We start from the raw sequence: 26777 nt of genomic DNA, 5'->3' as shown, positions 1-26777 counted from the left end.
CGGTGCGTTCGCCGGACGGAGGACGGTCCCGGTGCGGGGCGTCTGGCCGGGGCAGGACATCAAGTACCCCTTGGGGGTATGTTCGACGGGTCTGTCGACCACGACACAGAGAGGATGACCATGTTCGTACTCCGCGCGATGGGCGATGCCCTGGCCGCTGCAGGGTCCATGGGGTGGGAGATCCTCTGGCCGCTCATCCTCGGGTTCACACTCTCCGGTGTCATCCAGGCCGTCGTCCGAACCGAGGCGATCACCCGACTCATGCAGGACGACTCGCCCCGCGCGATCAGTGTCGCCACCGGACTCGGCGCCCTGTCGTCGTCCTGCTCCTACGCTGCGGTCGCCCTCGCCAGGGCACTCTTCCGGAAGGGAGCGAGCCTGTCGTCCGCGATGGCGTTCGAGGTCGCCTCCACCAACCTGGTCGTCGAGCTGGGCCTGATCCTCGCGTTCGTGATGGGGTGGCAGTTCACGGTGGCCGAGTTCGTCGGCGGACCGATCATGATCATCCTCATCGCCCTCGGGTTTCGCCTCTGGATGCGGGGGCGGATCCTCGATGCGGCTCGCGATCAGGCCGACCGGGGTCTCGCGGGGTCGATGGAGGGTCACGCGGCGATGGACATGTCCGTCGGCGGTGACCAGGGCTTCTGGAGGCGCCTGCTCTCGAAGCCCGGGGTGACGAGCGTGTCGCAGTACTTCGTCATGGACTGGGCGTCCGTCATCCGCGACATCGTCATCGGCCTGCTCATCGCCGGGGCATTCGAGGCGTGGGTCCCGAAGCGCTGGCTCCAGGCGGTGTTCCTCGAAGGGCACCCCACACTGGCCTTCGTGATCGACCCGATCATCGGTCCGCTCCTCGCGATGGTGAGCTTCGTGTGCTCCGTCGGCAACGTCCCCCTGGCCGCGGTGCTGTGGAACGGCGGGATCTCGTTCGGCGGCGTGATCAGCTTCGTCTTCGCCGATCTGATCATCATCCCGATCATCGTCATCTACCGGCGGTACTACGGCCTGCGGGCGGCGCTTCGCATCACGGCGATCTTCTACGGTGCGATGGTGCTTGCCGGGTACGTCGTGGAGCTCGTCTTCACCCCACTCGGACTGATCCCCACGAACAGGCACCTGTCGATCGTGACGTCCTCGATCACCTGGAACTACACCACCTGGCTCAACATCGCCTTCCTCGCCGTCGGAGCGGTCCTGGTCGCCGTCTTCGTCCGCAGCGGCTCGTGGTCGATGCTCCACGCGATGAGCGGAACGCCCGACCACGACGACGAACCCCGACACCATCCCGCGACGCGCTGACTGCGCGCGGTCACCGGGTCATCGAGCGTCCGGTGGACGCGACCGGACGACGGACGGGAGGGACGGTGCGGGCCCGCACCGTCCCTCCCGTACGTCAGCGGGTCACCCTGCGGAGCTACGCCGACGTCTGGACCAGCGGGTCCACGGTCGGCGTCACCAGCAGCTTCGCGCCGATGTTCGCGGAGTCGAGGACGACCCTGGTGAGCGGCTCGATGTCGAGGTGCGGGCGGTTCATCTCGAGGAGCTTGGCGGCCGCCGTCGCGTAGGCGACGTACCACTGCTCGGGCGGCAGGGCGATGGGCGGGATCGCGAGGGTCTGGAGTCCGAACCCGACGGCCTCGCGGGGCATCCAACGCGCGGTGGTCCCCGGCGCGAACCGCGGGACCTCGAACGCCGGTGTGCCCATCGTCGCGGCGCCGTGCCGCGCGATGTCCTCCACGGTCGGGGCTGTCCGACCGGCTGCGAGGAGCGGCGCGGTGACGATCGCGTGGACGGAGTCCGGCGACTCGAACAGCGGGAGGTTGATGCCGTCCCCCACGGCGAACTGCGTTCCGGTCGGGTCCTGCGCCACCCGGTTCACGCGTCCCCGGTACTCGGGCGCTCCGGACTGCACGCCGAGGGTCGCCGCGATCTGCGCCGCACGCCCGGCGAGCGATCCGAGGACCGTGAGCACCGTCTCGGCGTGGAGGCCCCGCGGGTCGGCGAAGACCTTCGCCGCGTGGGCGAGCACGCCGTCACCCACCTGCCGGGCGCGGGCGAACTCGTCGACGGGTGCCTCGGGCACCGCCTGGTGCTCCGGCTTGTCCCTGCGTGCGCGTCGTCCGAACATCGTTCCCCTCCCGAACACTGCTGTGCGGTCTCACAGCCTGGTCGTCCCAGGCTGCCGGACGACCCCGTTGCGGCTCGACCCCCAGTCCGGGCGGGGTCGTTCGGGGCCCGAGATCGACCCCGGACGTCGAAGAACTGCGTGCGGACGTCATCGCGATGCGTGCGTGTCCATCCGACGCAGCATTCCGCCGGGAATGGGCAAGAATGCGTCTCCGGCATCTCATTAGGCTCGTGTCAGGTTTCAGCTCGGTGCTCGATCCCTGCGCATTACCGCGTCCGAGCGGATGCGCGCACGACCCGATGACGGGAGGTTCGACATGTCTCAGTTCGTCCAGGACCACACCCAGGACGCGATCGTCGGCGAGCCCGAGGTCGTCGAGGACATGCGTTCCGTGCGCGCGATCGCCAGCCACCCCGCATGGCTGCGCCTGAAGCAGGCCGTCGTCGCGCTGCAGGGCCTGCAGGCGGCCGACGGCTCGGTTCCCGACCCCGCGTACCACGCGACGGCCGCTGACCACGTTGCCACGATCCTCCCGTCCGTCGCCGAACTGGCACCGTCGTTCCCGCACGACGCGTCGTACCTCGACGCGCTCCAGCGCGACTTCGCGCGATGGCGCGACGAGCGGTTCGGCGTCCCCGACTTTCTCGACTCGCTGAACGAGTTCCAGCCCCAGGAGCACCGCGTCGACGGGCTCGGCCACCTCGTCGTGTTCCCGATGTACACGCAGAACGGGAGCTCCTCGCGGCTGGTCGAGGCCGTCCTCGTCGAGGTCATCTGGCCGGAGTTCATCGCCGAGCTCGAGGCGGGCGACTACGGCAACGCGCTCTTCGTCGCGCTCCGGTTCGTCGACTTCACCCCCGGCTACGACACGAACTCCGCGGTGCTGTTCCCCGAGACCGTCGCCATGCGCGAGATCCCGACGTTCACGTGGGGCGCGATCTTCCAGGACCGCGAGGCCGCGCGCTACCGCCGGGTCGTCCGCGCCGCCGCCGACATCACCAAGCTCGACCTGCCGGACGACGCCGCAGCGATGCTCGACGACCAGGAGCTCACGGAGCGGGTCTTCGTGATGTGGGACATCATCCACGACCGCTCGCACATGCGCGGTGACCTGCCGTTCGACCCGTTCATGATCAAGCAGCGGATGCCGTTCTTCCTCTACTCGCTCGAGGAACTGCGCTGCGACCTGACGGCGTTCCGCGAGTCCGTGCACCTCCAGCGCACGCTGTCGGCGAGGCCGGACGAGGACCTCTCGGCGGCGCAGCGCGAGATCCGCGACCACGCCAAGCTCGTGCAGTACGCGGTGATCTTCGACCGCGTCTTCCGCTTCGCGATCACCGGGAGCCGCGTGCGGAACTACGACGGGCTCGGCGGCCAGCTGCTGTTCGCGTGGCTGCACCAGCACGGCGTCCTGCACTGGACCGACACCCGGCTCACGATCGACTGGGACGCGGTGCCGGACGTCGTCATCGCCCTGAGCGACGAGATCAACGAGCTGTACTGGCGGTCGATCGACCGGCCGAAGGCGTCGCACTGGCTCGCCGCGTACGCCATGCTCACGCGGACGCTCACGCCGCACCCGGCCTCGCGGTGGGCGCGCGGCCTGTCCGAGGAGACGCTCGCGGGAGCACCGAAGGGCTACACGGACGCCGTGCTCGACGACGAGTTCCCGCTCTCGATGTTCTACGAGGCCCTGAACAAGAAGATGGCGGTGGTCATCCAGTCGACGGCCGGGATCACCGGGATGTCGGACCGCGAAAACTAGGATGAACCAGTGACCCTCCAACTCCACGACCTGGACCTGCGGGGCTTCGCCTCCGACAACTACGCCGGCGTGCACCCCGAGATCCTCGATGCGATCGCCGCCGCGAACAACGGCCACCAGATCGCGTACGGCGAGGACCTCTACACGGCCCGCGTCAACGAGGTCTTCGCCGAGCACTTCGGGGAGCAGGCGCAGACGTTCCCGGTGTTCAACGGCACCGGTGCGAACGTCGTCGGACTGCAGTCGATGCTGCCGCGGTGGGGTGCCGTCGTCTGCACGTCGACCGCGCACATCCACACCGACGAGGCCGGCGCCCCTGAGCGGGTCGCGGGTATCAAGCTGCTGACCGTCGACGCCCCCGACGGCAAGCTCACCCCGGAGCTCATCGACCGCGAGGCATGGGGCTGGGGCGACGAGCACCGCCCGCAGCCGCTCGTCGTGTCGATCACGCAGACCACCGAGCTCGGGACCGCGTACACGGTGGACGAGGTCCGGGCGATCGCGGACCACATCCACCCGCTCGGCATGAAGCTCCACATGGACGGTGCCCGCATCTCCAACGCCGCCGCGACGCTCGGGGTCCCCCTCCGCGCGTTCACCACCGACGCCGGGGTCGACGTGCTGAGCTTCGGCGGCACGAAGAACGGCATGCTCTACGGCGAGGCGATCGTGGTGCTGAACCCGGCGGCGTCCGAGGGGCTGCACTACCTCCGGAAGATGAACATGCAGCTCTCGTCGAAGATGCGGTTCGTCTCGGCGCAGCTCATCGCGCTGCTCGAGGACGACCTGTACCTCCGCTCCGCCCGGCACGCGAACGCGATGGCCATGCGGCTCCGGTCGGCACTCGAGCGTGGCATCGCGGACGGCTCGATCCGCGGTGTCGGGTTCAGCCAGGACACCCGGGCGAACGGCGTGTTCGCGACGCTTCCGGCCGGCGTTGCCGATCGACTCCGCCAGCACTTCCGGTTCTACGACTGGGACGCGAGCCGGAACGAGGTGCGGTGGATGTGCTCGTTCGACACCACGGAGCAGGACATCGACGACTTCGTGGCGGCGCTGACGCGGGAGCTCGACGCGGTCTGACGACGGTGCCGGCCGCTGCCCGCCGCCCGTTACTCATCTCCGTGGGCGTGCGCTCCTCGTGAACACGCGCGTCCACGGGGAACACCCCAATGGCCGTGTTCAGCCCGGACGGCCGTGTTCAGAACACGGCCGCGGGCATGACGGCCGCGGGCCGGCGGCGGTCCGTGCGCAGTAGCATCCGGGGAACAGATCGGTGGGAATCTCATGATGCGCGACGAAGAGCCCCAGGAGCGTGGTGGCGATCGGCCCTACGGCGACGACGGGTTCGAGTCCCCGCACCAACGCGGGTTCGTCCGGACGGCGTGCAGCATCCTGGTCCGATCCGTCGTCGGTGTGCTCGCCGGGCTGAGTGGTCGGACGTGGCCCCGTCAGCTGCCGCTCGATCCCCCGCAGAACCGCTCGGACTACCGCCCCTGAGCCCGCGGGCGCGCTGCGCGCCCACCGTCGGACTGGAGGGACGGTGCGGGCTGGCACCGTGCCTCCCGTCCATCAGTGGGTCGCGCTCAGCGCGCCGTCACCACGAACCCGGCGCGTAGTCCTTGAGGAAGACGCCGAACAGGTCCTCGCCCGCCTCGCCCCGCACGATCGGGTCGTAGACACGGGCTGCCCCGTCGACGAGGTCGAGCGGGGCGTGGAACCCCTCCTCCGCGAGCCGGATCTTCGTCGGATGGGGCCGCTCGTCGGTGATCCAGCCGGTGTCGACGCTCGTCATCAGGATGCCGTCCGTCTCGAACATCTCCTGTGCGCTCGTCCGCGTGAGCATGTTCACCGCGGCCTTCGCCATGTTCGTGTGCGGGTGCCCCGGTCCCTTGTAGGCGCGGCCGAACACGCCCTCCATGGCGCTGACGTTCACCACGTGGGTCCGCCGCGCGTCGCTCGCAGCCATCGCGGGCCGGAGCTTCGAGATCAGGATGAACGGCGCCGTCGTGTTCGCGAGCTGCACCTCGAGCATCTCGAGCGGGTCGACCTCGCTGACGTTCTGCGTCCACGAGTTCTCGTCGTGTAGGTCGGGGACGAGGCCACCAGCGTCGATCGCGGTGCCCACGGCGAGACGGTCGAGCGAGCTGGAGCCCGGGGCCATCGCCTGCTTCGTGAGCTCGTCCGCCCGTGCGGCAGCAGCGGCGAGGATCGGGTGCGCCGCCACCGTCCGGGCGATCGCCAGCGGGTGCTGGTCGTTCGTGTGCCCGAAAGTCACCAGCTCGGGCAGGGGTCCGTCCGGCAGCGGTGCGAGTTCGGCATCGACGAGCGGCTGGTAGGCGCCCGGCGATCGGCGCACGGTCTGCGTCGCGTTGTTGATCAGGATGTCGAGCGGGCCGGCGGCGGCGACGTCCTCGGCGAGCGCGATGACCTGCGCGGGGTCGCGGAGGTCGATGCCGACGATCTTCAGGCGCGACATCCAGTCGGCCGAGTCCGGCAGGCTCGCGAACCGGCGGACCGCGTCCCGGGGGAACCGCGTCGTGATGGTGGTGTGCGCGCCGTCGCGGAGCAGGCGGAGCGCGATGTACATCCCGATCTTCGCGCGGCCGCCGGTGAGCAGCGCCCGCTTGCCCGTCAGGTCGGTCCGGGCGTCGCGCTTGGCGTGGCTCAGTGCTGCGCACCTCGGGCAGAGCTGGTGGTAGAACGCGTCGACGACCGTGTACTGCTGCTTGCACATGTAGCAGGGGCGGGACTTCAGGAGGGTGCCGGCGGTGGCGGCGTCCGTCGATGCGCTGATCGGGACGCCCCGGGTCTCGTCGTCGATGCGGTCGGCGGCCCCGGTGGCGGTCGCGGCGATCACGGCGCGGTCGGCCTCCGCGATGACCGCGCGCTTGTTCAGCCGATGGGTCCGCTTGACGGCCTTGAACATCTTCGCGGTCGCCTGCCGCACGCGGACGAAGTCCGGATGGCTCTCGTCGATCTCGGTCAGCTGCGCGAGGACCCGGAGCGTGACCTCCAGGTCTGCGGGAGGGATGCCGCTGGGGTCGAGGGGGTCGGAGGTCACACGGGATTCTACGGCGATCGTCGTCGGGTCACGGCAGCGCCACCTCGTCGTCCCACCCCGGCACGACGACGACCGGCATGTGCTGCGACCGCCAGAGCCCGATGACGCCGGGGCTGTCGTCGATCGCGAGGACGACCCGGTGGGTCTTCCGGATGCGCGCGGGGATGCTGCGCTTGACCTCGACGTCCGGGCGCTGGTCGTGGTCGCGACGCTTGAGGAGCCGATCGAACTCGACGCCGTGATCTGTGCGATGCATAGGTAGAGGCGACGGCGCAAACGCGACTGTCGAAGCCACCGGCGCCTCAGGTTGCCTCCGAAAGGTAGAACAAATGATCTCCCCCACCCCTGAACACGGGCGGTACCGCACGGTTGCGATCGCGATCGTCTGCGCAACGATGGTGCTCCTCGTCGCGCTGACCCCGCCGCCGGACCGAGCGAATGTCGTCACCGCCTTGATGCCCGCAGTCTTGAAAGTTCTCACGACCTTCCGAAACGGAGGAAGCACGAAACGCTCGCTCGGATGAGCGAGCGTTCCTGACGGACTGGAGGCGCGGGTCGGGCCCGCACCGTGCCTCCAATCCGGAGGCGGTCACCGTGTGTGGTGAGAACGTCCGTCAGCGTTGTAGCGGTCGGCCGAGGAGATCGCGCCACCGATCAGACGTGCCGGACGTGAACGCGAGGAAATAGAGGAGCGTGGCCGTCCTCGGCGCCGCCCAGTTGCGGTCCTCCGACGTGGACGGTTCCTCCAGGAGCCTTGCCAACGCCAGGTAGAGGTGCAACAAGGGGGCGCAACACCGTGAAGTTCGGCCACCGCACGAACGTCCGCCGCGGATGGACCGAGGTTGATCCCTCTCGTCGTCATCTGTCTCCTCGCGGCAGTCAGGTCGGGTCGACCGTTCGTGATCACGCAGGGTCGGCCTCTCGCAGCCTACGACCGTTCGGCGCGGGACTCAGGGATGGTTCGGCACCCAGCCGGCCTGACCGCGTGGCACGATGCTTCAGTGCCCACCCGTCGTCCACCACGCGATCAGCCGACTCCTCGACGACCGCGGGCGATCCTCCGGATGGCTGCCTACGTGGGGCTGCTCGCTCTGGCCGGCTTCTTCGTGTACATCGGTGTCGCCGCAATCCACGATCGTGGCGAGCCCGTCATCTGGGGCACGTTCACCGTGGAGCGACGGGAGCCCGGGCGCGGAATCGAACACGTCTCAGGGAGATGGCGTTCCGACGACGGACGGGTGGTGGAACGGGACGTCGCCCTGGACGGCTCGGCCGGGGCGGGTGATGAGGTGCGCGCGTACCTCCGGCCCGGCAGTTTGCTCGGCGGGACGACGATCGTGCACGACGGGCGATGGGATTGGGTGGACTTCGTCGCCGGGCCCGTGTTCTTCTTGCTGTCGCTCGGATTCCTCTGGGCGATCCTGTGGATCTGGGACGATCTGACGGCGATACGTCGACGCTGGGGCCTGTCGCGACGATGACTCAGGACGGACAATGCGGGGCGGCACCCCGACAGGGAGTGATGAGTACTCGGGCAGAGCCCAGCCGTGCACCCCACCCGTCGTCGTCCCGTCTCAGCGGCGGCAGCCACCACCGTCTGCGGGGTCCAGCTGGTGAATTTCATCGTCGAAGTTCGCGGGATCCCGGACGAACCGATCCGACCCGGAGCGAGGATCTACGCCAGTGCTCACCATCAAGAAGCCGAAAACCACCATCGCGTTCGGACTGTTCTTCATCCTCTTCGGAATCGCCGAGATGATCTTCAACCCCGCCGATGCTGCTGGGAAGATCATCTTCGCGATAGTTCTGATCGCCCCCGGGCTGATCTTCATAGTGGCCGGTGCACGGGCATTAGCGCGTCGCGACCATCCATGAAGACTCGATCGGCGGCGTCCGTCCGCGCTTGAAGATCCCCTGCTCTTCATGACGGCATGGCCAGTAGGTTCTGATGACTCAGGAGGGACAGGACCGAGCGGTACTCCGACGGGCAGTGCTCAGTACTCGGGTGGAAGCCAGCCGTCGAGCCTCGCGAACCGCGGCCGCATGAGGTTCGACTCGTCCTGGTCGGCCTCCCGGACATCAGTGATGACGGTGACCGCACCATCGCGGTACCACCGTCGCGCAGCGCCGTCGCGCTCGTCGATGACCAGGGTCTGCCGGTCAGCGGGGTCGAGCGTGTGCTCGAACGTGATGAGGAGCGAGTGGCCTCCCACGCGCTGCACCAGCATCGGCGAGAAGCTCTCCGGGCCGCGGCCCCACAACGGCAGCGCTTCGGGCGTCAGCATGCGGACCGGAGGAGCGACGATCCCACTCCGGTCGAACGAGACCTCGGCCGGGCCGTCGTCGGTGTGCAGAACTCCCTCGCGGTACCGGTACCTGGTGGTCTCACGCTGACGATCGAACACCCACGATCGGTCCGACTCGTCGAGCAGGACCTGGAACTGCCACGGCCGCTCACCGGGACCGTGGTGGACTCCGCGTGCGAGGACCCGCCTCGGCGAGCGCAGCGCGACGAGCTCGGCAAGGACGACCGCGCTGTCGTCGCGCTGGAGAACCGTGTCGAGTTGCATGTCGCAATCCTGGCGCAACCGCTCCTCGGTCGCGGTGAGCCGTGCGATCTGTCACCAGGGCCAGACGAGCGCGGTCTCGAGTGCAGCGAAGAACACATGCGCGAGCACTGCCGCGCCGATCCGGTCCGTGCGGACGGCGACCGCGCCGACGAGCAGGCCGAACACGAACGTCCCGGTGAACTCCATGATCGTGACGGGCGCCGATCCCGGTGCGGTGAAGCTCGTCCCGAGGACGTGCACGACGGCGGCGACCAGCGCTGTGACCACCACGCCGATCGCGGGCGCGAATGCGTTCCACCCCGTGCTGCGGACCCGGGCGACGAGCCACCGCAGCAGCACGCCGCGGAACATGAGCTCCGTGATGATGGGTGCAACGATCACCGGCTCGACGACGAGTGATGCGACGTCCCCGATCGACGGTCCGCCCTGGATCCAACCGTCCGACCCGATTCCTGCGTCCCCCAACAGCCAGAGACCGAGCAACGCCCACACCGCGGCCGCGACGGCCGTCATCGCGAGCGCCCATGGCACGTCGACCCGACGGAGCCGGAGTCCGAGTCGGTCGACGGTGTCGCGCCGCCCCACCCACGCCACGGCGGCGAGCAACGGAACGTAGGAAGAGACCGCCACGGACAGACCGACCGCCGAGCCGCCGATGTCGCTCGACAGGAGACCACGACCGACGATCGACGGGAGGAACCAGCACCCGATGAGCCCGAGCAGCACCGCGATGCCGGGACCCCAGCCGACGCTCGGCTCCCGACCGGTCTCGGTGTCCGGCAGTGCGATGCTCCGGTGCGTCGGAGCCTCTGGGCCGTCGGTCATGACACACGCTTCGCGGCGGACGTGAGCACACATCCCCCGAGTACGAGGACCAAGCAGGCCACACCGAGGAGCCCGGCGCCGATGTCCGCGCCGTGATCGTCCATGACCGATCCCACGACACGAACGGTCGTGAGCACGAAGAGCGCCGCTGCGGCGCCGAAGGCGACGAGCGCCATCGAGAACACTGTCAGCGCAGACCCTCGCCGCGGACGCGCGGCGGCTGCACGAGGCGCACCGGAACCGCCGTAGCCATCCGGATGGATGCTGTCGTGCGCGCTCTCCGCGATGTTCGACCGGTGATGCATGACCCCCCTGGTTCCCGCGTCGTCCACGACGCAGGAACCAGGATGTCGGAGAGTGCGGCGCACGTCACCACCGCGATCGAGGGTCACTGCACTCCGCAGTGTCGAAACGTCGCAACGACGTCCACGGCGAGCTGATCGACGTCCCCCTGGACTCCTCCGCGTTGGTACCGGACTCGGCGAGACGTGCGGTCGAGGAGGTCGTGCACCGCCGCCGCTGAGCGCGACCGCGAGGCACCGACGAAGCGTCCTGCCGGACGCGAGCGGATGACGGACTGGAGGCACGGGTCGGCCCCGCACCGTCCCTCCCGTCCGTCGTCTCGCCGACCGCACCCGGGCTGACGACAGATCCGGACAGTCCTGGAGTGGACAGGTACTGAACATGTATGCTCGACCACATGCCTGTCTCATCGAAGCGACGCCGTGTCGCCGACGCCCTCCGCGACGCGATCGCGACGGGCCGACTCGTCCCCGGCGAGCGCCTCCCCGGGGAACACGAGCTCGCCGAGCGCTTCGCGGTCAGCCGCGGCACGGTCCGCGCCGCACTGGCTGACCTGGCGGACGAGGAGTACATCGCCACGCACGGGGGCGTCGGTTCCATCGTCACGTTCGACGGCGCAGCACTCGACCCTCGCGGCGGCTGGGCCCGATCGATCGCCGCGACCGGGGTCGAAGTCGTGACACGCGTCCTCCGCATCGAGCGCATCGAGGACATCGACCTCGCCGAGCGGGTCGGGGCCGACTCGGCAGCGTTCATCGCCGTCGACCGGGTGCGTCACGTGCTCGGCGGCGTCTCGGTCTCCCTCGAGCGCAGCCGAGTGCCCCGGACCGGAGCACTCGACCGTGCCGTCGAGGACGGACTCGTCGACGGGTCGCTGAGCGCCACCCTGACCGCAGCGGGCCTCGTGCCCGCGACCGCCGAGCAGTGGGTCGACATCGCACCCCTGAGCGCCGAGGACGCCGCCGTGCTGGAGCAGCCGGCGGGGACGCCGTTCCTGCACAGCCAGCGGATCTCGCGGACGATCCACAACGGCTTCGTCGAGCACGTCGACAGCCTCCTCGCACCGGACCGGTTCCGGTTGCACATGCGATTCGGGACGACGGAGCAGACACGATGACCAGCACCGGCAGCACGCACAGCACGGGGAACCCGACCAGCGACGCCCGCGCGGGACGAGCCCTCGCGGCCATGCACGGTCTCGCGATCGGCGACGCGATGGGCATGCCGACGCAGTCGATGTCGCTCGCGCAGATCCGCGCCGACCACGGGGTGATCACCGGCTTCGTCGACGCCGGACCCCACCAGCGGATCGCCGCGGGCATGCGCGCCGGCAGCATCACGGACGACACCGAGCAGGCGATCCTCGTCGGCGGCCTGCTCGTCGAGGGCGGCGGCCGTCTCGACCCGGTGCGATTCGCCGAGGCGATCATCGACTGGGAGCGTGCGATGGAGGCCAAGGGATCGCTCGACCTCCTCGGCCCGAGCACCAAGACCGCCGTGGAGCGCATCCTCGCCGGTGTCCCCGCGGACCAGGCCGGATCGACCGGCACCACGAACGGCGCGGCGATGCGGATCGCCCCGGTCGGGATCGCCACCCCGGCGACGGACCTGGAGACGCTCGTCGACACCGTCCAGGACGCCTCGCGCGTCACCCATGACACCGGACTCGGCATCGCCGGCGCGAGCGCCATCGCGGCGGCGGTCAGTGTCGGGCTCGACGGCGCCACCCGGGCGGACGCGATCGACGCGGCCATCGGAGCGGCCCGGATCGGTGCGACCCGCGGGCACTGGATCGCCGGCGCCGACATCGCCGACAAGACCGCCTGGGCCAGGACCTACCTGCCGACGGTGCCGGACGACGAACGGATCGACGTCGTGTCCCGGCTCATCGGCACATCCGTCGCATCGCAGGAGTCCGTGGTCGCGGCCCTCGCCCTCGTCTCGCTCGACCTCGACCCCTGGGAGACCCTCGGGATCGCGGCGAGCATCGGCGGCGACACCGACACCATCGCCGCGATGGCCGGAGCCGTGCTCGGCGCCGTCCACGGCCCGGACGCCTGGCCGGAGCACGCCGTCCGGACCGTGGTCGAGGTCAACGGACTCGACCTCCACCCGCTCATCAACGGCCTGCTCGCCATCAGGACCCGCACGACCGACTGACCACCGCGCGCGCAGCGGACCCGCACCGCGCGCAGCACCCCCCCACTCACAGCACCCCCCCACTTCCGAGGACGTAAGAGGACATGACGACCACACCCGACCCCACTGTCACACGCGCCAGGAGCGAAGGCACCCTCACCACGATCGAACAGCGCGGCATCGAACCCGTCCCCGCCGACGAGCGCACCGGCCGCCCGGGCGCGCTGTTCTGGGTCTGGTTCGCCGCGAACATCTCCATCCTCGGGCTGCCGCTCGGGGCAACCCTCGTCGCGTTCCAGAAGCTCACCATCTGGCAGGCGCTCCTCGTCGCGGTGATCGGCGCCGCGGGCTCGTTCGCCGTCGTCGGCGTCATCTCCATCGCCGGACGCCGTGGTGGCGCCCCCGGCCTGACGCTCTCCCGCGCCGTGTTCGGCGTCCGAGGCAACATCGGCCCGACGCTCGTCTCGCTGCTGTCACGCCTCGGCTGGGAGACCGTCAACACCACGACGGCCGCGTTCGTGCTGCTGTCACTGTTCACCATCGTGTTCGGCACCGACGGGAACGCCAAGCACACCCCGGTCCTGACGATCGTGGCGATCCTGGTGTTCATCCTGTGCACCGTCCTGATCTCCGGCCTGGGGCACGCGGCGATCGTCGCGATCCAGCGCTACGCGACCTGGGTCTTCGGCGCGCTCAACGTCTTCGTGGCGATCTTCCTGGTGCTCCGCGTCGACTGGGACACCGTGATGAGCGCCCCCGCCGGACCCGTCAGCGCGATGGTGATCGGCATCGGCACGATCGCCGCGGGGACCGGCATCGGCTGGGCGACCGCCGGTGCCGACATCGCCCGGTACAGCAAGGTCTCCGCGCGCGCCAGCCGACTCGTCCTCGCGAGCGCAGTCGGTGCGGGCACCCCGCTGGTGGTCCTCGTCGGCCTCGGCGCACTCGTCTCCGCCGGTGACCCCGCCCTCGCGACCGCGGGTGATCCCGTCGCCGCGATCCGCGACCTGCTGCCCAGCTGGATGGCCGTCCCCTACCTGATCGCCGCGTTCGGTGGGCTGCTGCTCTCGAACCACCTGTCGGTGTACTCCGCGAGCCTCACCACCCTGACCCTCGGCGTGAAGGTCCCGCGCGTGTGGGCCGTCGGCGTCGACGTCGTCATCACCTTCCTCGGCGCGATCTACTTCATGCTCATCGCGGACGGCTTCTACGCGCCGTTCATCACGTTCATCTCGATCCTCGCCGTGCCGATCACCGCGTGGCTCGGTGTCTTCATCGCCGACATGGTCCGCCGCCGCTGGTACGACCCGGTCGGGCTCCTCGACCTCCGTCGCGGCTCCGCGTACTGGTACCGCGGCGGCATCGCCTGGAGTGCCTTCGGCGCGTGGGCCGTCGCGATCGTGATCGGCTTCCTGTTCACCGTCGTCAAGGTCGGCGACGCGGCTCCCGTGTTCGTCGGGCCGCTCTCGGGCAGCTGGATCGGGGCGAACGGCCTCGGCTGGGTCGTCACCTTCGTGGTCGCCGCCGGCGTGTACCTGCTGTTCGGCGGTGCCCGCGGCACGCTGACCGAACCGTCCGTCGCCGCCACCCGGTCCGCGACCGAGTCGGCGACGGTGCGCTGATGCCACGGCTCGTGTCCGTCGGGAACGTCATCGTCGACATCGTGATGCGCATCGGCGCGATCCCGGAGCTCGGCGGCGACGTCATCGCGGACGGGTCGGAGATCACGGCCGGTGGCGGCCTCAACACGATGGTCGCCGCACGCCGCGACGGGCTCGACGTCGTCTTCGCTGGCCAGTACGGCACCGGTCCGTTCGGCGACGTCGTTCGGTCGGCGCTCCTCGCCAGCGGCGTGCAGGTGGTGCAGCCGGGTCTCCCCGACCTCGACAGCGGGTACTGCGTGGCACTCGTCGACGCCACGACCGAGCGCACGTTCATCACCAGCGTCGGCGCCGAGGGCCGCCTCGGCACCGACGACCTTGCCCGCGTCGAGGTCCGTGAGGACGACACCGTCTTCGTCTCCGGGTACGGGCTCGCGCACCGTTCCAACGGCGACGCCATCGGCACCTGGCTCGCGGACCTGCCGGATGCCGTCCGGGTCGTCCTCGATCCGTCACCGCTCGTGGACACCCTCCGGCCTGATCTGCTCATCGCCGTCATGGCGCGCTCCGACGTGGTCAGCACGAACGGCCGCGAAGCCCTGCTCATGGCGCCGGAGTCGACGCACCTCGGCGACGCCGCGGAACGCATCGCCGCACGCACACGGGGAGCGGCCGTCGTCCGCGACGGCGCGCGCGGATGCTGGGTCGCCGTAGCCGGTCGTCCTGCCGAACTCGTCGCGGGCTTCGCCGTCGCCGCGGTCGACACGAACGGTGCGGGAGACGCCCACGACGGCGTCCTCATCGCCGCGCTCTCCCGTGGGGACGACCTCGTCACCGCGGCACGCCGAGCGAACGCGGCCGCTGCGATCGCCGTGACGCGCGAGGGTCCGGCGACCGCGCCGACCGCGGCCGAGATCGACGACCTCCTGGGTCGGTCCGGCGACTGACGGAGTGCAGGACTGACGGACTGGAGGCGCGGGTCGGGCCCGCACCGTCCCTCCAGTCCGTCAGTGGCGGTCTTCCGGACGGGAGGCGCAGGTCGGGCCCGCACCGTCCCTCCCGTCCAGAGTCGGTCGCCGTGCTGCGGCTACGGCCGCGTCGCCGCTGACCGGCTGGACAGCCCCGAGACGTGCGCGGCGAGCAGGTCCGCGAAGGGCCGGTCCACCGCGAGGACGACGGTGCCGGCCCGGCGCTCGGACGACTCCCGGACGGGCAGCTCGATCCTCGTGGCGCCCCGATCCGGCCCGTCGCCGCCGATGACGTGGACCGGCAGCTGGATCGACGAGGTGACGCGCAGATCGCCGGTCATCACCGCGGCGGCCAGGGGATCGTGCAGGATCGCCACGCGGTCCACGTAGACGGTGGCGTAGAAGTCGGCGTACACCTCGAGCATCCGGCCGATGTGCTGTGCCGGGACGGACTCCGCGTCGACGAGCCGCGCGATGTGCTCCTCGGTGAAGCGGTGACCCGTGGTCACGTCGAGCGGCACCGTGGTGATGTCCCACGGAGCCGCGTAGACCAGGTCGGCCGCCTCGGGGTCGTTGTGGATGTTCGCCTCTGCGAGGGGCGAGACGTTCCCCCGCACGAGGAACGCGCCGCCCATGACGGTGACGTCCCTGATCCGGGACGGGAGCGTCGGGTCGATGTGCAACGCGCGAGCGAGGTTCGTCAGCGGTCCGATCGCGAGGACCCGCAGTTCGCCCTCGTGCTCGTGCGAGAGCCGGATGAGGAGCTCCGCGGCGGACTCGTCCTCGACCTCGCGCTCGGCTCTCAGCAGTTCGACGCCTCCGATGCCGTTGCTGCCGTGGACGTGCGGCGCGCCACCGTGGAACGGGCGCGACCAGAAGTCGGTCGGCCCGACCGCGACCGGCGTCCGGTCGTTCCCGAGGACGGCGAGGAGGTCGAGGGTGTTCCGCGCGCCGCGCGGGGCGTCGATGTTGCCGGACACGACGCCGACCCCGACGAGGTCGACGCCCGGCCTGCCGGTCAGCCAGGCGAGCGCGAGGGCGTCGTCGATGCCGGTGTCGCAGTCCAGGAAGACCGGGGTCGGGCGGGTGGGGTTCGTCATGCGGTGGTCCGTTCGGTCGGGTCGTTCGGGTTCAGCGTCGATCTGGCCGCAGCCGCGAGGTCATTCGTCTTCTCGGGGTTGCTTGAACACGAGGACCGTCCACACCACGCCGACGATGAACCCAGCACCGCAGAGAGCGATCGCGACGATCGCTCCTGGCGCTCGATCATGAGAGCCGAAGCCGACGATCGCACCCACGACGACGAGGACGAAGCCGATCTGGGAGATCCACGCGAGTGACGGGTTGCTCATCCGGCGCACGAGGCCTCCTGCGGGTGTTCGGGCGAAGGCACGTCGAGCTCAGACGCGGTCGCCATGCACCCGACGCTTCCGACGGCGCCGAGCCGCCAGGAGCTGCCAGGCAAGGAGTGCGACGACGATGGCGACAGGGAACGCGATCCACACAGCGACGTGGAAGAACCCGAAGGCGATCAGCGCGAGGACGCCGATCCCGATCCCCGCGACGACGTCGGTCGGTGTCCGCCCGCTCGTGCCGTCCACCTCGGTCTCGTAGCCGGGCTCACGCTCGTAGGGGTCGGTCGGCCCGTCCACGGACCCGTGCTTCCCATCGTCGCTCACGCCCCGATGCTACTGATCCTCGGGATCCTCGACCGTGTCTGCGGAGGGCTGGTCGATCCGGCGGAGGAACTCCAGCATCGCGCCGGCGAGCCGTTGGGGCGCCTCCATCGCGACATGGTGACCGACCCCGTCGAGCATCACGGCCTCCACCCCGTCCGCGACCGCCCGCATCCCGTCGGCCGTCTTCGGCCCGCCCATCCCGTCGACCGCCAACACCGGCATCGGCAGACGAGCGGATGCGGCGAGCGCGCGGAGCTCGTCCCCCTCGGCGAGCGCTGACGCGTACAGACCGTGCGGGCCGTCCCACGCGCCGGACTGCGAGTAGGCGCGGTCGAACTCGGCGATGTCGCGCGCCGTCACCGCACCCTCGACGCTGGTCAGGAACGGGAACCACATCCGGGTGAGGAACTCGCGCATCCGACCGCTGAAGACGAACTCGCCGACACCCGGGGTCGCGAGCGCACCGACGTGCCACGCCCCACCGTTCCGGACGTCGGCGAGCTGCTCCAGGCCGAAGCCGGACACGAGTGTCTCGACCGCTATGAGGCTGCGCACGTCCTCGGGGTGTTCGGCGGCGAGCCGGAACACCGTGTTGCCGGCGATGTCCTGTCCGAGCAGGTGGACCGGGCCGAGGTCGAGTCGGACGATGAGCTCCCGCAGGGTCGCAGCGGCTCCGGCGCTGCTGAAGTCGGCCGACCTCGCCCCGTCCTGCTCGATGGACCCCCCGAACCCCGGGAGGTCGACCGCGATGACCCGGTGCCGCCCAGCCAGGAGTGGGATCAGGCTGCGGAACGCCCACCACGTCTCGGGGAACCCGTGGACGAGCAGCACGGGAGTTCCGTCCGTGCCCGCGGAGACCCAGTGCAGCAGCCGGCCGCCCACCTGCTCGACGTGATGTTCGACCTCGGGGATGGTCGCGGCGTGCTGCTTGGTGTGCACTTGATTGGTAACCATGTTGTCAGTATGCACGAATGACAACCAGGTTGCTAGTGCCTCGTGGGCTAGCGTCGTGGAATGGAGAAGTCGAGGGGAGCGCACCTGGCGAGCGAGCTCCTCCGCGCCTTCACCGCGATGTCGGCCGAGGTCACCGAGGACCTGGCCAGTCGAGGTCATCCCGGCGCGACCCCGGCCCTGCACTTCGCGATGGAGGCCATCGAGCGCGGCGCGTCCGACGCGTCGGCACTCGGTCGAGCCCTCGGCATCTCGCGGCAGGCCGCCGCCAAGACGATCCGGTCCCTCGAGGAGCTCGGCTACGTCGACCGCGGCTTCGACGACGGTGACGCGCGCCGCCGGCCCCTCCGGGTCACGGACCGAGGCCGGGACTGGACGGCCCTCGGCGCCGCAGCGTTCGAGCGGATCCTCGTCCGCCTCGAGGCCAGCGAGGGTCCAGCGCGAGTGGACGAGCTCGCACGGATGGTCGAGCGGATCCCGGAGATCACCACGACGAAGCCGCCGACCCGCGCGTAGGCGCGTTCCGCCGGTACGCCGACGGACTGGAGGCGCGGTGCCAGCCCGCACCGTCCCTCCAGTCCGTCATCGGCTCGCCCCCGTCCCCTGGCTGCCGTGTCGTCGTCCGTCAGGACGTTGTCCCGCACCGCGCACGTCGGCAACGTCGTCGCGGCGCCGCTGGCCTAGGGTTCCGACATGGGGACTGTCATGCCGGCCGTGATCGCCGTGGTGTTCGGTGTGGTCGTCGTGCTCGCCGGTCTGGTGCCGTGGGCCGCGGTGCAGTACCGACGGCGCGGTGTCCTCGGCGTCGGCGTGACCGTGATCGCCGCCGCAGCGGTCGTGTACGCGCTGGCGATCGTCTCGTACACGTTGCTGCCGCTCCCGGCGGACACCGCCGCCCTCTGCACGCAGGGCGGGACGCACGCGCAGCTGCGGCTGTTCACGTTCGTCGACGACATCCGACGGACTGGCGGGCTGGGCGGCGTGACCGGTGTGCTCCGCAACCCGGCGGCGGCGCAGGTCCTGTTCAACGTCGTGCTGTTCGTCCCGCTCGGGATGTTCGTCCGGTACTTCCTGGCGCGCGGACACGCGGTGCGCGGTGTGCTGCTCGGGACGGTGGCCGGGCTGCTGGTCTCGGGGTTGGTGGAGTTCACCCAGCTCACCGGCGACTGGTTCCTGTACCCGTGCTCCTACCGGTTGTTCGACGTCGACGACCTCCTGGCGAACACCGTCGGCGCGTTCCTCGGCGCGTGTGTCGCTCCCCTGCTGCGGCTGGTCCCGGGGCAGCGTCGGGAGGACCGCGGTCCCGAGCAACCCCGGGCCGTGACGGTCGGACGTCGACTGCTCGGGATGGTGTGCGACGTGCTCCTCGTCGGGATCGCGCAGCTCGTCCTCGCGACGTCCGTGGCGATCGTGACGTTCGTGACCGCCGGACGGGAGGCGTCGGTGCCGCCCTGGCTCCTGACACTCGTGTCGCTCCTCCCAGCCGTGGCGATGCTCGCGGCGCTGCTCACCAGCGGGAGGACACTCGGAGAGCGGGTCGTCCGGATCGCCCCGACCGCGCGTCCGCGCTTCCTGCAGCTGGTCGCACGGTGGGCGCTCGGTGTCGGAGGCTGGTCGGTGCTCAACGCGATCGATGTGCCCGGCGCAGCGCTCATCGCCGGTCTCCTCGTCGTCGGAGCCCTCGTCGGTGTCTTCCTGTGGTCCGACCGGCGTGGGTTCGCCGCAGGACTGGCGGGGATCAGCATCGGGGACGATCGAGCCCCGGCGCTCAAGGACGCCGCCCGCTGACGTGAGGGCGGGGCGCGGTCTGTCAGCACACCGATCGTCGTCGACCCGCCGGCTCGCCGATCAGTCGGACCGTGCGAGGGCTGTCTGGATGGTCCGGATGATGTCCCCGAGGGCACCGGAGGCCAGGAGGCCCGGGCCGAGGGGTCCGGACGAGTCCTCCCCGAGCAGCGGCAACCGGCGCAGCGCCGTTCGGACCGGCTCGCTCATCGACTCGATCTGCCGAGCGATCTCGGCCGCGCCACTCCCCGGGGCAGCCAGCTCGGCGGCTCGCGCGGCGTACGCGGCAGCGCCGAGTGCGTGCGCGCCCATGTGCGCCACACCGGAAGCCTGCCCAGCTGCGCGGGCTGCCGCCTTCGCTCCCGGGGAGGTCGCGGATGCGGCAGCCCGACCTGCGGCGAAGCGCCGACGGATCTCGCCCGCCGCGTCGAGGTCCCCGCGGGCGAAAGCTCGGGTACGCGCGATCCCGTCGCGCGCACGATCGTCGTCCGGCGCCTCTGCCTCGAACAGCGGCAGGACACGTTCCGCGCAGTCCGCAGCCCACACGGCGACGACACGACGATCGTCCTCACTCAGCGACTGCGGCGAGACCATGCATGCAGCCTCGCACGCGAGCTCGGGCGAGGCCCGGTCTGCCACACTCGGAGCATGGGGATGGACAAGAACCAGCGGCTCGCGGCGATCATCGGTGGTCTCGTGGCGGTGCTCGCCGGCGCCGGCGTGGCGATCGCCGTGGCGACGGGCGTCATCGGGTCCTGAGCCGCACCGCAGGTGACGCAGCCGTGGATGCGGCCCACGAACGGGAGGATGCGGCCCGATCCCGCTTGCGCGACACTGTCCACGAAATGCTTCCGTCCTCTCCTCGCCGTCACGGCCGTGTTCTCTGTGGGGGCCGTGTCATCGGCCTCGCGCTCATCGCCGTCGTGTCGCTGACCGCATGCTCCGGCGGCCAGGACGCCGACGAGGACGCTCAGACGTCCGAGCACTGGACGCGGGATGTGCAGGACCGATGGGCGGGTCAGCCCGGGCTGTTGGCGAACGGCACCGGTTCGAACGACACTTCCAGTCGACTCTCGATCGGTGGGGAGGAAAGTCTGCGGGGGGAACGGATCCGGGTTTCGATCGCGTGCGAAGGTCACGGAACGGTCGACATGGCTGTCTGGGCCGGCGGGGTGTCCACTGGACATGAGACCGGCAGACAGCTCGTGGCTCGTACCGTGCAATGTGGGCACGACGAGGACCTGTACGTCACGACCTCGAGCGACTCGATCACGATCGGGCCGACATCCGGGGACTCGAGTGTCGTGTGGTTCGCGGCCGCGTACAGCAAGGTCGAGACCCACGCTCACGGGGCTCGTCGTCCTTGACCGACCGAACCCCCTCTGCCCGCCGCAGAGCACGACCCCTGACCCGCCGCGAACGCACCGCGAAGCGCCGCGCCTACGAGCAGCCGATGTGGCTCCCGCAGCCCTTGCGGTGGATCTGGACCTGGCTCGTCCGCCCGGTCGTGCTGGTCGTCCTCAAACTTCTGGGTCTCGCTCTGAACGCCTGGCCTTGACGAACCGCAGCGGCGCCGACCGCCTACCCTGCTGCTCGTGGACCACGACGAACTGGTGCGGCTCTACGGACCCTGGGCACCGCGCACGCCGGATGACGTCGCACGGCTCATGACCGGGTACCCCGGCCGCTGGTGGATCGCCGGCGGATGGGCGATCGAGGCGTTCACCGGTGTCCATCGACCGCACGGGGACATCGACCCAAGCATCCCGCGCACGGACGTCCCCGCGCTCCGACAGCACCTCGACAGGGTCCTCGACGTCTGGGCCGCCGACCGAGGTTCGCTCCACCCCCTCGCCGGCGACGAACCGTCCCTGTCGGCGACCTGCGGCAACCTCTGGCTGCGGCCGAGCGGGTCCGAACCCTGGGAGTACGACGTCATCCTCATGGACGTCGCCGACGACACCTGGACCTACAAACGCGACGCCCGGATCACCCTGCCCATCGCCGAGATCCTCTGGGAACGAGACGGCATCGAGTACCTGCGGCCGGAGGTCCAGCTCCTGCACAAGGTGCCTGGCCTGCGCCCGCAGGACCAGCTCGACTTCGACGCCTGCCTGCCACTCCTGTCCACGCTGGCGCGGCAGTGGCTGCGCGACGCTCTGGCCATGGCGCATCCCGGGCATCTCTGGACGCAGACACTTGCTGACATGGTTACAGGGCGACCAGGACAAAACCAACCGGGCTGACCCGACAGCGCGGTCAGCGCGCCGACCTCAGCCGGAGATCCGGTCGAGCTCGGCGAGGTCGCCGTCGGAGAGGGTGAGGGCTGCGCCGGAGATGTTCTCCCGCAGATGTGCCATCGACGACGTCCCGGGGATCAGGAGGATGTTCGCTGAACGGCGCAGCAGCCACGCCAGCGCGACGGACATCGGAGACGCCGCGAGTCGGGCAGCCACGGCACTGAGTGCGTCGGACTGGAGCGGGGTGAACCCGCCCAGGGGGAAGAACGGGATGTACGCCACACCGTCACCGGCCAGAGCGTCGATGAGCTCGTCATCCCCGCGGTTGACGAGGTTGTACCCGTTCTGGACCGACACGATCGGAGCGATCGCCCGCGCCTGCGCCACCTGCTCGGCAGTCGCGTTGCTGACACCCAGGTGGCGGATGGCGCCCTGCCGCTGCAGGCTCACGAGCGTCTCGAAGGCTTCGTCGATCCGTTCGGGGACCGGGCCGTTCGCATCGCCGAGCCGGAGGTGCACCAGGTCGAGCGTGTCCACACCGAGTGTCTCGAGGTTGTCGTCGATCTGGGCGCGGAGTTCGTCCGGCGTGCGGGCAGCGGGCCATCCGCCGTTCGCGTCGCGGCGCCCGCCGGCCTTGGTCGCGATGAGCAGATCGTGCGGATAGGGCTGCAACGCCTCGCGGATGAGGTCGTTGACGACGCCGGGACCGTAGGTCTCGGCGGTGTCGATGTGCGTGATGCCGCTCGCCACGGCCGCGCGGAGCACGGCGATCGCGGCATCCCGGTCCTTCGGCGGACCCATGACCCCTGGCCCGGCGAGCTGCATGCCGCCGTACCCGAATCGAGCGACGGGACGGTCGCCGAGGGTCCAGGTGCCGCCGGGGAGTTCGGTGGTGGTGTTCATGAGTGTGCCTTCCGGTTGCGTGTGGACGTGGTGCAGTCCACAGTGGAGCAGCGACTTCCTGTTCGGAAGGAGTTACACAGAAGTGCGTTGATACCCGAGGAGGCGATGATGGCAACGACCACAGCGGCGGAGAAGAAGGCTGCCGCGAAGACGCAGTACAACGCGTTCCTTGCCGTGTGCCCGAGTCAGAAGTTGCTGGCGCAGGTGTCCGGCAAGTGGGTGACCCTGGTGTTGTCGGCCCTGGGCAGCGGCCCCGACTGCGACGGTGATCCTCGCCCGATGCGGTACTCCGAGCTCGCCAGGGTCCTGGCCGGCGTGAGCCCGAAGATGTTGTCGCAGACACTGAAGTCCCTGGAACGCGACGGTCTGCTCGACCGGACGGCGACCCCGACCGTGCCCGTGACCGTCACCTACGAACTCACCGAGCTCGGTCTCTCCCTGCATCAGACGGTCCGGCAGCTCAAACGCTGGGCCGAGACCCACCGCGACGCCGTCTCCACGAACCAGGCACAGTTCGACGCGCGCCGCTGAGGCGGCGACCGAAGCGGGTGCCGGCTTCGCCGACTGTCGGACTGGAGGCGCGGTACCAGCCCGCACCGTCCCTCCAGTCCGTGCGGTCGGCAGCGCTGTCGGCAACGCGACCCTAGGCTTGCGGGATGTCCGACGATCGCTCACTCCCCCTCTGGGCTGGGCGCACCTCCGTGGTGGTGGGGGTCGTGCTCGTCGCCTTCTCCCTGCGTCAGGCCGTCGCCGCCCTGTCACCGATCCTCGGAGACGTCCGGGCGGACATCCCCCTCTCCGATCTCGACATCGGGTGGCTCGGAACCCTGCCGCCCCTCCTCTTCGCCGCCTCCGGGTTCGTCGCGCCGCGCATCGCCCGCGGGATCGGACTCGACCGCGGCATCGTCCTCGCCATGGTGCTCATGACCGTGGGTCAGGTGCTCCGGGCGCTCGCGCCGGGACTGGCGGCGCTCCTCGTCGGCAGCATCGTCGCGTTCGCCGGGACCGGTGTGGGCAACGTGCTCCTGCCGTCCATCGTCCGTCGGTACTTCCCCGACCGCGTCCCCCTGATGACCGCGATCTACGCCTGCATCGTCGGCGTGAGCACCGCTGTCCCGGCCGCCCTCGCTGCGCCGGTGGCCGATCAGGCCGGCTGGCGCGTCTCCCTCGGCATCTGGTCGATCGCTTCGCTGTCGGCACTCGTCCCCTGGCTGCTCGTCCTCGTGCGGGAGCGACGTCAGCGACTCTCGGACACCGTCGTCGTCGACGCTCCGATCCCAGCGCTCGTCGCCGGCCTGTGGCGGTCCCGCGTCGCCCTGTCGATCACCCTCACGTTCTCCACGAGCACGATCCTCACCTACGCGAGCTTCGCCTGGCTGCCCGAGATGCTCGGCGACGTCGCCGGATCGACACCGACGGAGGGCGGGGTGCTGCTCGCCGTGACCGGCCTCGTCAGCGTTCCCGGCGCGCTCCTCGCACCCCTCCTCGTCGCTCGACTCCGGAACGCCGGATGGCTGATCACTGCTGGTGTCGCGAGCTTCGTGCTCGGCTACCTCGGTCTCCTGCTCGCGCCCGCGCCGCTGACCGTGCTCTGGGTGCTGCTCATCGGCCTCGGGTCGATCCTGTTCCCGGTCTGCCTCGTCCTCATCAACGACCGCACCCGCACCGCCGCCGGCACCGTCGCCCCCAGTGGGTTCGCGCAGGGGATCGCCTACGCGCTCGGTGCACTCGGCCCGCTGGTCGTCGGGCTGCTCCATGACGTCACGCAGGGGTGGACCCTGCCGCTGCTGTTCCTGCTCGCGATCGCGCTCCTCGCGACGTTCCCGGCGATCACCCTCGCGCGGCCGGTCTTCGTCGAGGACGAGCTCGCCTGACGGTGCGGACCTCATCCGAGGTCACCCTGACAAGCATGATCCCGCGCACGAGAGAGGGCGCCTGCCTCGAGTTCGGGTCTCGAAGCAGACGCCCTCGGGTGCCGCCCGGCCACAGTACTCCTAAGTGGAATGGTATCTCCACCTAAGAACAGGTTAGGTTTCTCGCATGTCGGAGGTCCATCGCGTGCGGGCTGAACGCGTCGAAGTGCAGCGCAGCCGCCAGGCGATCCTCGCCGCAGCCGAGGCGCACTACGCCGTCAAGGACACCGACCCGACGATGGTGCAGCTGGCCCAGCTCGCCGGCGTCGGGATCGCCACGCTCTACCGCCGGTACGCGAGCGTCGACGACGTCATCCGTGAGCTCCACGCCCGGCTCCTGACCCACTTCGCCCGGGTGGAGGGCCTGGTCGCAGCACGGCCGACCGCGTGGGAGGCCGTCGTCGCCTTGGTGATGGGGATCATCGACGTCCTCCAGGAGCACCCCGCGATCCCCCGCCTGAACCGGAAGATGGTCGCACTCGAGAACAGCGACCAGTTCACCTCGAGGTGGAACGACCAGCTCGACGCGTTGATCGGCGCAGCACAGGCCGAGGGTGCACTCCGCGCTGACGTCACCGCGAACGACGTGACCTTCGCCGCGTTCCGCATCGGCAGCTACTCGAACCTCCCGCCCGACGACGCCGGCCGCATCATCGGCCGTCAGGTCGGCATCCTGCTCGACGGACTCCGCGCCGACGGCACCCGCAACCCACTGCCCGGCGAGCCCATCACCATGGACGTGCTGCAGGGCATCTTCCGGCACGAGGTCGACCACCCGGTCGAGTGACCGGACCGCATTCGGACTGGAGGCACGGTGCCAGCCCGCACCGTCCCTCCCGTCCGTCAGTGGTTCGGGTCTACCGCGCGCCGCCGGCGCCCGCCAACAGCCCCAGCGTGTCCACCACCCGGTTCGAGAACCCCCACTCGTTGTCGTACCAGGCGACCACCTTGACGTGCCGCCCGCCGTCGACGCCCTCGCCATCCACCCGCGTCAGCAGCGAGTCGAACACCGCCGACTCCGGCCGCCCGGTGATGTCCGTCGACACGAGCGGGTCCGCCGTGAACGCGAGCACCCCGGCGAGCGCTCCCCCGGCCGCCGTCCGGTAGGCGTCGTTCACCTCGTCGACGGTGACGTCCCGCGACACGACGGTGTTCAGCTCCACGATCGACCCGACCGGCACCGGCACCCGGATCGCGTCGCCGGACAGCTTGCCGTCGAGTCGCGGCAGCACGAGCCCGATCGCCTTCGCGGCACCGGTCGTCGTCGGCACGATGTTCACCCCGGCGGCACGAGCGCGTCGGAGGTCGCGGTGCGGCCCGTCCTGCAGGTTCTGCTCCTGCGTGTAGGCGTGCACCGTCGTCAAGAAGGCGTGCTCGATGCCCGCGAGGTCGTCGAGCACCGACGCGAGGGGGGCCAGCGCGTTCGTCGTGCAGGACGCGTTCGACACGACGGTATGCGCGGCGGGGTCGAACGCCTCGGTGTTCACCCCGTACGCGAGCGTGACGTCAGCGCCCGCCGCAGGCGCGCTGACGAGGACCCGCTGCGCGCCCGCGTCGAGGTGCTGCGCTGCGGCCTCCCGGGAGGCGAACCGCCCCGTCGACTCGAGGACGACCTCGACGCCGAGGTCCCCCCACGGCAGGGCCGACGGGTCGCGCTCGGCGAGGACGCGGATGCGCTGCCCGTTGATCACGAGGGTGTCGCCGTCCACCTCGACCGTGCCGTCGAACGGACCCATGGCGGAGTCGTAGCGGAAGAGGTGGGCGAGCGTCGCGGGTGCGGTGAGGTCGTTGACGGCGACGACCTCGAGGTCGTGCGCGCTGCCGTTCGTTGCTGCGTGTTGCCGTGCCAGGAGGGCGCGGAGGGTGTTGCGGCCGATGCGGCCGAACCCGTTGATGCCGATGCGAGTCATGGAGGTTCCTTTCGTTCCGGAATCCATGCTCAT

31 protein-coding genes are annotated in these 26777 nt (G+C 70.2%); 18 read left to right on the top strand and 13 right to left on the bottom strand.

The window, feature by feature from the left end; translation table 11 throughout:
• Positions 1-114 precede the first annotated feature (114 nt).
• The gene (locus ASF23_RS16740) at positions 115-1299 is read left to right on the top strand and encodes a permease (protein WP_055956607.1); all 1185 of its coding nucleotides are present in this window, start codon (positions 115-117) and stop codon (positions 1297-1299) included.
• 115 nt (positions 1300-1414) lie between these two features.
• Here the strand turns inward: ASF23_RS16740 and ASF23_RS16735 are convergent, their stop codons facing one another.
• Positions 1415-2128 (bottom strand): hypothetical protein, encoded by a 714-nt coding sequence (locus tag ASF23_RS16735; RefSeq protein WP_156364596.1) that lies wholly within the window; start codon positions 2126-2128, stop codon positions 1415-1417.
• 316 nt (positions 2129-2444) lie between these two features.
• Here ASF23_RS16735 and ASF23_RS16730 point away from each other — a divergent pair, with 316 nt between their 5' ends.
• From ASF23_RS16730 to ASF23_RS16720, 3 genes are all read left to right on the top strand, one after another.
• Positions 2445-3893: a DUF6421 family protein gene (locus tag ASF23_RS16730; protein ID WP_055956602.1), complete on the top strand. Its 1449-nt coding sequence runs from the start codon at positions 2445-2447 to the stop codon at positions 3891-3893.
• A gap of 9 nt (positions 3894-3902) precedes the next feature.
• Positions 3903-4976 (top strand): threonine aldolase family protein, encoded by a 1074-nt coding sequence (locus ASF23_RS16725; RefSeq protein WP_055956396.1) that lies wholly within the window; start codon positions 3903-3905, stop codon positions 4974-4976.
• Between the two features lie 207 nt (positions 4977-5183).
• Positions 5184-5393, top strand: coding sequence for a hypothetical protein (locus ASF23_RS16720; protein WP_156364595.1), 210 nt, complete (start codon positions 5184-5186; stop codon positions 5391-5393).
• A 97-nt stretch (positions 5394-5490) separates the two neighbouring features.
• Here the strand turns inward: ASF23_RS16720 and ASF23_RS16715 are convergent, their stop codons facing one another.
• Positions 5491-6957, bottom strand: coding sequence for an SDR family oxidoreductase (locus tag ASF23_RS16715; RefSeq protein ID WP_055956390.1), 1467 nt, complete (start codon positions 6955-6957; stop codon positions 5491-5493).
• Positions 6958-6985: 28 nt separating this feature from the next.
• A complete protein-coding gene (locus tag ASF23_RS16710; RefSeq protein ID WP_055956387.1) occupies positions 6986-7213 on the bottom strand; it encodes a phosphatase domain-containing protein in 228 nt (75 codons plus the stop codon).
• Positions 7214-7286: 73 nt separating this feature from the next.
• Here ASF23_RS16710 and ASF23_RS18465 point away from each other — a divergent pair, with 73 nt between their 5' ends.
• The 3 genes from ASF23_RS18465 (at position 7287) to ASF23_RS16700 (ending at position 8832) form a co-directional block, all read left to right on the top strand.
• Positions 7287-7481 (top strand): hypothetical protein, encoded by a 195-nt coding sequence (locus tag ASF23_RS18465; protein ID WP_156364594.1) that lies wholly within the window; start codon positions 7287-7289, stop codon positions 7479-7481.
• A gap of 552 nt (positions 7482-8033) precedes the next feature.
• Positions 8034-8438, top strand: a complete 405-nt coding sequence (locus tag ASF23_RS16705; protein WP_235510931.1) for a hypothetical protein — start codon at positions 8034-8036, stop codon at positions 8436-8438.
• Between the two features lie 202 nt (positions 8439-8640).
• On the top strand, positions 8641-8832 hold the full coding sequence (locus tag ASF23_RS16700) for a hypothetical protein (RefSeq protein ID WP_055956381.1): 192 nt from the start codon (positions 8641-8643) through the stop codon (positions 8830-8832).
• A 119-nt stretch (positions 8833-8951) separates the two neighbouring features.
• On the opposite strand, the gene ASF23_RS16695 is transcribed toward ASF23_RS16700, so the two are convergent.
• From ASF23_RS16695 to ASF23_RS18460, 3 genes are read right to left on the bottom strand one after another with little or no spacing between them, the layout of a single operon-like run.
• Complete coding sequence (locus tag ASF23_RS16695; RefSeq protein ID WP_055956378.1) at positions 8952-9527, bottom strand: hypothetical protein; 576 nt, start codon at positions 9525-9527, stop codon at positions 8952-8954.
• A 51-nt stretch (positions 9528-9578) separates the two neighbouring features.
• Entirely contained in the window at positions 9579-10352 is a 774-nt protein-coding gene (locus ASF23_RS16690; RefSeq protein ID WP_055956376.1) for a CPBP family intramembrane glutamic endopeptidase, read from the bottom strand.
• On the bottom strand, positions 10349-10528 hold the full coding sequence (locus ASF23_RS18460) for a hypothetical protein (RefSeq protein WP_156364592.1): 180 nt from the start codon (positions 10526-10528) through the stop codon (positions 10349-10351). The genes ASF23_RS16690 and ASF23_RS18460 overlap by 4 nt, the downstream gene beginning before the upstream one ends.
• 524 nt (positions 10529-11052) lie before the next feature.
• Here ASF23_RS18460 and ASF23_RS16680 point away from each other — a divergent pair.
• The 4 genes from ASF23_RS16680 to ASF23_RS16665 all read left to right on the top strand — a co-directional run bounded on the left by ASF23_RS16680 (position 11053) and on the right by ASF23_RS16665 (position 15342).
• The gene (locus ASF23_RS16680; protein ID WP_200919389.1) at positions 11053-11772 is read left to right on the top strand and encodes a GntR family transcriptional regulator; all 720 of its coding nucleotides are present in this window, start codon (positions 11053-11055) and stop codon (positions 11770-11772) included.
• Positions 11769-12815 carry an ADP-ribosylglycohydrolase family protein gene (locus ASF23_RS16675; protein WP_055956368.1) on the top strand — a complete coding sequence of 349 codons (1047 nt, stop codon included), beginning with the start codon at positions 11769-11771 and terminating at the stop codon, positions 12813-12815. Before ASF23_RS16680 ends, ASF23_RS16675 begins: the two co-directional genes overlap by 4 nt.
• A gap of 83 nt (positions 12816-12898) precedes the next feature.
• Positions 12899-14416, top strand: a complete 1518-nt coding sequence (locus ASF23_RS16670) for a purine-cytosine permease family protein (protein WP_055956365.1) — start codon at positions 12899-12901, stop codon at positions 14414-14416.
• Complete coding sequence (locus tag ASF23_RS16665) at positions 14416-15342, top strand: PfkB family carbohydrate kinase (protein WP_055956363.1); 927 nt, start codon at positions 14416-14418, stop codon at positions 15340-15342. Before ASF23_RS16670 ends, ASF23_RS16665 begins: the two co-directional genes overlap by 1 nt.
• 140 nt (positions 15343-15482) lie before the next feature.
• Here the strand turns inward: ASF23_RS16665 and ASF23_RS16660 are convergent, their stop codons facing one another.
• From ASF23_RS16660 to ASF23_RS16645, 4 genes are read right to left on the bottom strand one after another with little or no spacing between them, the layout of a single operon-like run.
• The gene (locus ASF23_RS16660; protein ID WP_055956360.1) at positions 15483-16463 is read right to left on the bottom strand and encodes a nucleoside hydrolase; all 981 of its coding nucleotides are present in this window, start codon (positions 16461-16463) and stop codon (positions 15483-15485) included.
• Between the two features lie 60 nt (positions 16464-16523).
• Entirely contained in the window at positions 16524-16715 is a 192-nt protein-coding gene (locus ASF23_RS16655) for a hypothetical protein (RefSeq protein WP_055956357.1), read from the bottom strand.
• Positions 16716-16763: 48 nt separating this feature from the next.
• Entirely contained in the window at positions 16764-17042 is a 279-nt protein-coding gene (locus ASF23_RS16650) for a hypothetical protein (protein ID WP_055956354.1), read from the bottom strand.
• Positions 17043-17051: 9 nt separating this feature from the next.
• Positions 17052-17996, bottom strand: a complete 945-nt coding sequence (locus tag ASF23_RS16645; protein WP_055956350.1) for an alpha/beta fold hydrolase — start codon at positions 17994-17996, stop codon at positions 17052-17054.
• A gap of 60 nt (positions 17997-18056) precedes the next feature.
• Between ASF23_RS16645 and ASF23_RS16640 the strand changes: the two genes are divergently transcribed.
• Together ASF23_RS16640 and ASF23_RS16635 are read left to right on the top strand one after the other, a co-directional pair.
• Positions 18057-18509, top strand: a complete 453-nt coding sequence (locus tag ASF23_RS16640) for a MarR family winged helix-turn-helix transcriptional regulator (protein ID WP_055956347.1) — start codon at positions 18057-18059, stop codon at positions 18507-18509.
• Positions 18510-18686: 177 nt separating this feature from the next.
• The gene (locus ASF23_RS16635) at positions 18687-19781 is read left to right on the top strand and encodes a VanZ family protein (RefSeq protein ID WP_055956344.1); all 1095 of its coding nucleotides are present in this window, start codon (positions 18687-18689) and stop codon (positions 19779-19781) included.
• 60 nt (positions 19782-19841) lie between these two features.
• On the opposite strand, the gene ASF23_RS16630 is transcribed toward ASF23_RS16635, so the two are convergent.
• Entirely contained in the window at positions 19842-20372 is a 531-nt protein-coding gene (locus ASF23_RS16630) for a putative immunity protein (protein WP_055956341.1), read from the bottom strand.
• A gap of 557 nt (positions 20373-20929) precedes the next feature.
• Here ASF23_RS16630 and ASF23_RS18455 point away from each other — a divergent pair.
• Together ASF23_RS18455 and ASF23_RS16620 are read left to right on the top strand one after the other, a co-directional pair.
• Entirely contained in the window at positions 20930-21145 is a 216-nt protein-coding gene (locus ASF23_RS18455; protein WP_156364591.1) for a hypothetical protein, read from the top strand.
• Between the two features lie 228 nt (positions 21146-21373).
• The gene (locus ASF23_RS16620) at positions 21374-22024 is read left to right on the top strand and encodes a hypothetical protein (protein WP_055956334.1); all 651 of its coding nucleotides are present in this window, start codon (positions 21374-21376) and stop codon (positions 22022-22024) included.
• A gap of 27 nt (positions 22025-22051) precedes the next feature.
• Here ASF23_RS16620 and ASF23_RS16615 read toward each other — a convergent pair whose 3' ends face one another.
• Positions 22052-22921 (bottom strand): oxidoreductase, encoded by an 870-nt coding sequence (locus tag ASF23_RS16615; protein WP_055956331.1) that lies wholly within the window; start codon positions 22919-22921, stop codon positions 22052-22054.
• A gap of 108 nt (positions 22922-23029) precedes the next feature.
• On the opposite strand from ASF23_RS16615, the gene ASF23_RS16610 reads away from it, so the two are divergent.
• From ASF23_RS16610 to ASF23_RS16600, 3 genes are all read left to right on the top strand, one after another.
• Positions 23030-23452 (top strand): winged helix-turn-helix transcriptional regulator, encoded by a 423-nt coding sequence (locus ASF23_RS16610; protein ID WP_055956600.1) that lies wholly within the window; start codon positions 23030-23032, stop codon positions 23450-23452.
• A 125-nt stretch (positions 23453-23577) separates the two neighbouring features.
• Entirely contained in the window at positions 23578-24795 is a 1218-nt protein-coding gene (locus tag ASF23_RS16605; RefSeq protein ID WP_055956328.1) for an MFS transporter, read from the top strand.
• Positions 24796-24961: 166 nt separating this feature from the next.
• On the top strand, positions 24962-25621 hold the full coding sequence (locus tag ASF23_RS16600; protein ID WP_055956325.1) for a TetR/AcrR family transcriptional regulator: 660 nt from the start codon (positions 24962-24964) through the stop codon (positions 25619-25621).
• A gap of 70 nt (positions 25622-25691) precedes the next feature.
• On the opposite strand, the gene gap is transcribed toward ASF23_RS16600, so the two are convergent.
• The gene (gap, locus tag ASF23_RS16595; RefSeq protein WP_055956322.1) at positions 25692-26744 is read right to left on the bottom strand and encodes a type I glyceraldehyde-3-phosphate dehydrogenase; all 1053 of its coding nucleotides are present in this window, start codon (positions 26742-26744) and stop codon (positions 25692-25694) included.
• Positions 26745-26777: the final 33 nt, after the last annotated feature.

Origin of the sequence: Curtobacterium sp. Leaf261, assembly GCF_001422205.1 — a bacterium.
Taxonomy (GTDB): Bacteria; Actinomycetota; Actinomycetes; order Actinomycetales; family Microbacteriaceae; genus Curtobacterium.
This window is presented reverse-complemented; position numbering and strand designations above follow the sequence as displayed.

What these genes read in the sequence shown, in the direction of transcription:
- ASF23_RS16720 (WP_156364595.1), top strand. Translation starts at nt 5,184, where the DNA reads ATGCGCGACGAAGAGCCCCAGGAGCGTGGTGGCGATCGGCCCTACGGC.
- ASF23_RS16600 (WP_055956325.1), top strand. Translation starts at nt 24,962, where the DNA reads ATGTCGGAGGTCCATCGCGTGCGGGCTGAACGCGTCGAAGTGCAGCGC.
- ASF23_RS16640 (WP_055956347.1), top strand. Translation starts at nt 18,057, where the DNA reads ATGGAGAAGTCGAGGGGAGCGCACCTGGCGAGCGAGCTCCTCCGCGCC.
- ASF23_RS16630 (WP_055956341.1), bottom strand. Translation starts at nt 20,372, where the DNA reads ATGGTCTCGCCGCAGTCGCTGAGTGAGGACGATCGTCGTGTCGTCGCC.
- ASF23_RS16690 (WP_055956376.1), bottom strand. Translation starts at nt 10,352, where the DNA reads ATGACCGACGGCCCAGAGGCTCCGACGCACCGGAGCATCGCACTGCCG.
- gap (WP_055956322.1), bottom strand. Translation starts at nt 26,744, where the DNA reads ATGACTCGCATCGGCATCAACGGGTTCGGCCGCATCGGCCGCAACACC.
- ASF23_RS16740 (WP_055956607.1), top strand. Translation starts at nt 115, where the DNA reads ATGACCATGTTCGTACTCCGCGCGATGGGCGATGCCCTGGCCGCTGCA.
- ASF23_RS16680 (WP_200919389.1), top strand. Translation starts at nt 11,053, where the DNA reads ATGCCTGTCTCATCGAAGCGACGCCGTGTCGCCGACGCCCTCCGCGAC.
- ASF23_RS16660 (WP_055956360.1), bottom strand. Translation starts at nt 16,463, where the DNA reads ATGACGAACCCCACCCGCCCGACCCCGGTCTTCCTGGACTGCGACACC.
- ASF23_RS16635 (WP_055956344.1), top strand. Translation starts at nt 18,687, where the DNA reads ATGGGGACTGTCATGCCGGCCGTGATCGCCGTGGTGTTCGGTGTGGTC.
- ASF23_RS16615 (WP_055956331.1), bottom strand. Translation starts at nt 22,921, where the DNA reads ATGAACACCACCACCGAACTCCCCGGCGGCACCTGGACCCTCGGCGAC.
- ASF23_RS16710 (WP_055956387.1), bottom strand. Translation starts at nt 7,213, where the DNA reads ATGCATCGCACAGATCACGGCGTCGAGTTCGATCGGCTCCTCAAGCGT.
- ASF23_RS16605 (WP_055956328.1), top strand. Translation starts at nt 23,578, where the DNA reads ATGTCCGACGATCGCTCACTCCCCCTCTGGGCTGGGCGCACCTCCGTG.
- ASF23_RS16675 (WP_055956368.1), top strand. Translation starts at nt 11,769, where the DNA reads ATGACCAGCACCGGCAGCACGCACAGCACGGGGAACCCGACCAGCGAC.
- ASF23_RS16695 (WP_055956378.1), bottom strand. Translation starts at nt 9,527, where the DNA reads ATGCAACTCGACACGGTTCTCCAGCGCGACGACAGCGCGGTCGTCCTT.
- ASF23_RS18455 (WP_156364591.1), top strand. Translation starts at nt 20,930, where the DNA reads ATGGCTGTCTGGGCCGGCGGGGTGTCCACTGGACATGAGACCGGCAGA.
- ASF23_RS18460 (WP_156364592.1), bottom strand. Translation starts at nt 10,528, where the DNA reads ATGGCGCTCGTCGCCTTCGGCGCCGCAGCGGCGCTCTTCGTGCTCACG.
- ASF23_RS16735 (WP_156364596.1), bottom strand. Translation starts at nt 2,128, where the DNA reads ATGTTCGGACGACGCGCACGCAGGGACAAGCCGGAGCACCAGGCGGTG.
- ASF23_RS16610 (WP_055956600.1), top strand. Translation starts at nt 23,030, where the DNA reads ATGGCAACGACCACAGCGGCGGAGAAGAAGGCTGCCGCGAAGACGCAG.
- ASF23_RS16665 (WP_055956363.1), top strand. Translation starts at nt 14,416, where the DNA reads ATGCCACGGCTCGTGTCCGTCGGGAACGTCATCGTCGACATCGTGATG.
- ASF23_RS18465 (WP_156364594.1), top strand. Translation starts at nt 7,287, where the DNA reads ATGATCTCCCCCACCCCTGAACACGGGCGGTACCGCACGGTTGCGATC.
- ASF23_RS16670 (WP_055956365.1), top strand. Translation starts at nt 12,899, where the DNA reads ATGACGACCACACCCGACCCCACTGTCACACGCGCCAGGAGCGAAGGC.
- ASF23_RS16645 (WP_055956350.1), bottom strand. Translation starts at nt 17,996, where the DNA reads ATGGTTACCAATCAAGTGCACACCAAGCAGCACGCCGCGACCATCCCC.
- ASF23_RS16655 (WP_055956357.1), bottom strand. Translation starts at nt 16,715, where the DNA reads ATGAGCAACCCGTCACTCGCGTGGATCTCCCAGATCGGCTTCGTCCTC.
- ASF23_RS16730 (WP_055956602.1), top strand. Translation starts at nt 2,445, where the DNA reads ATGTCTCAGTTCGTCCAGGACCACACCCAGGACGCGATCGTCGGCGAG.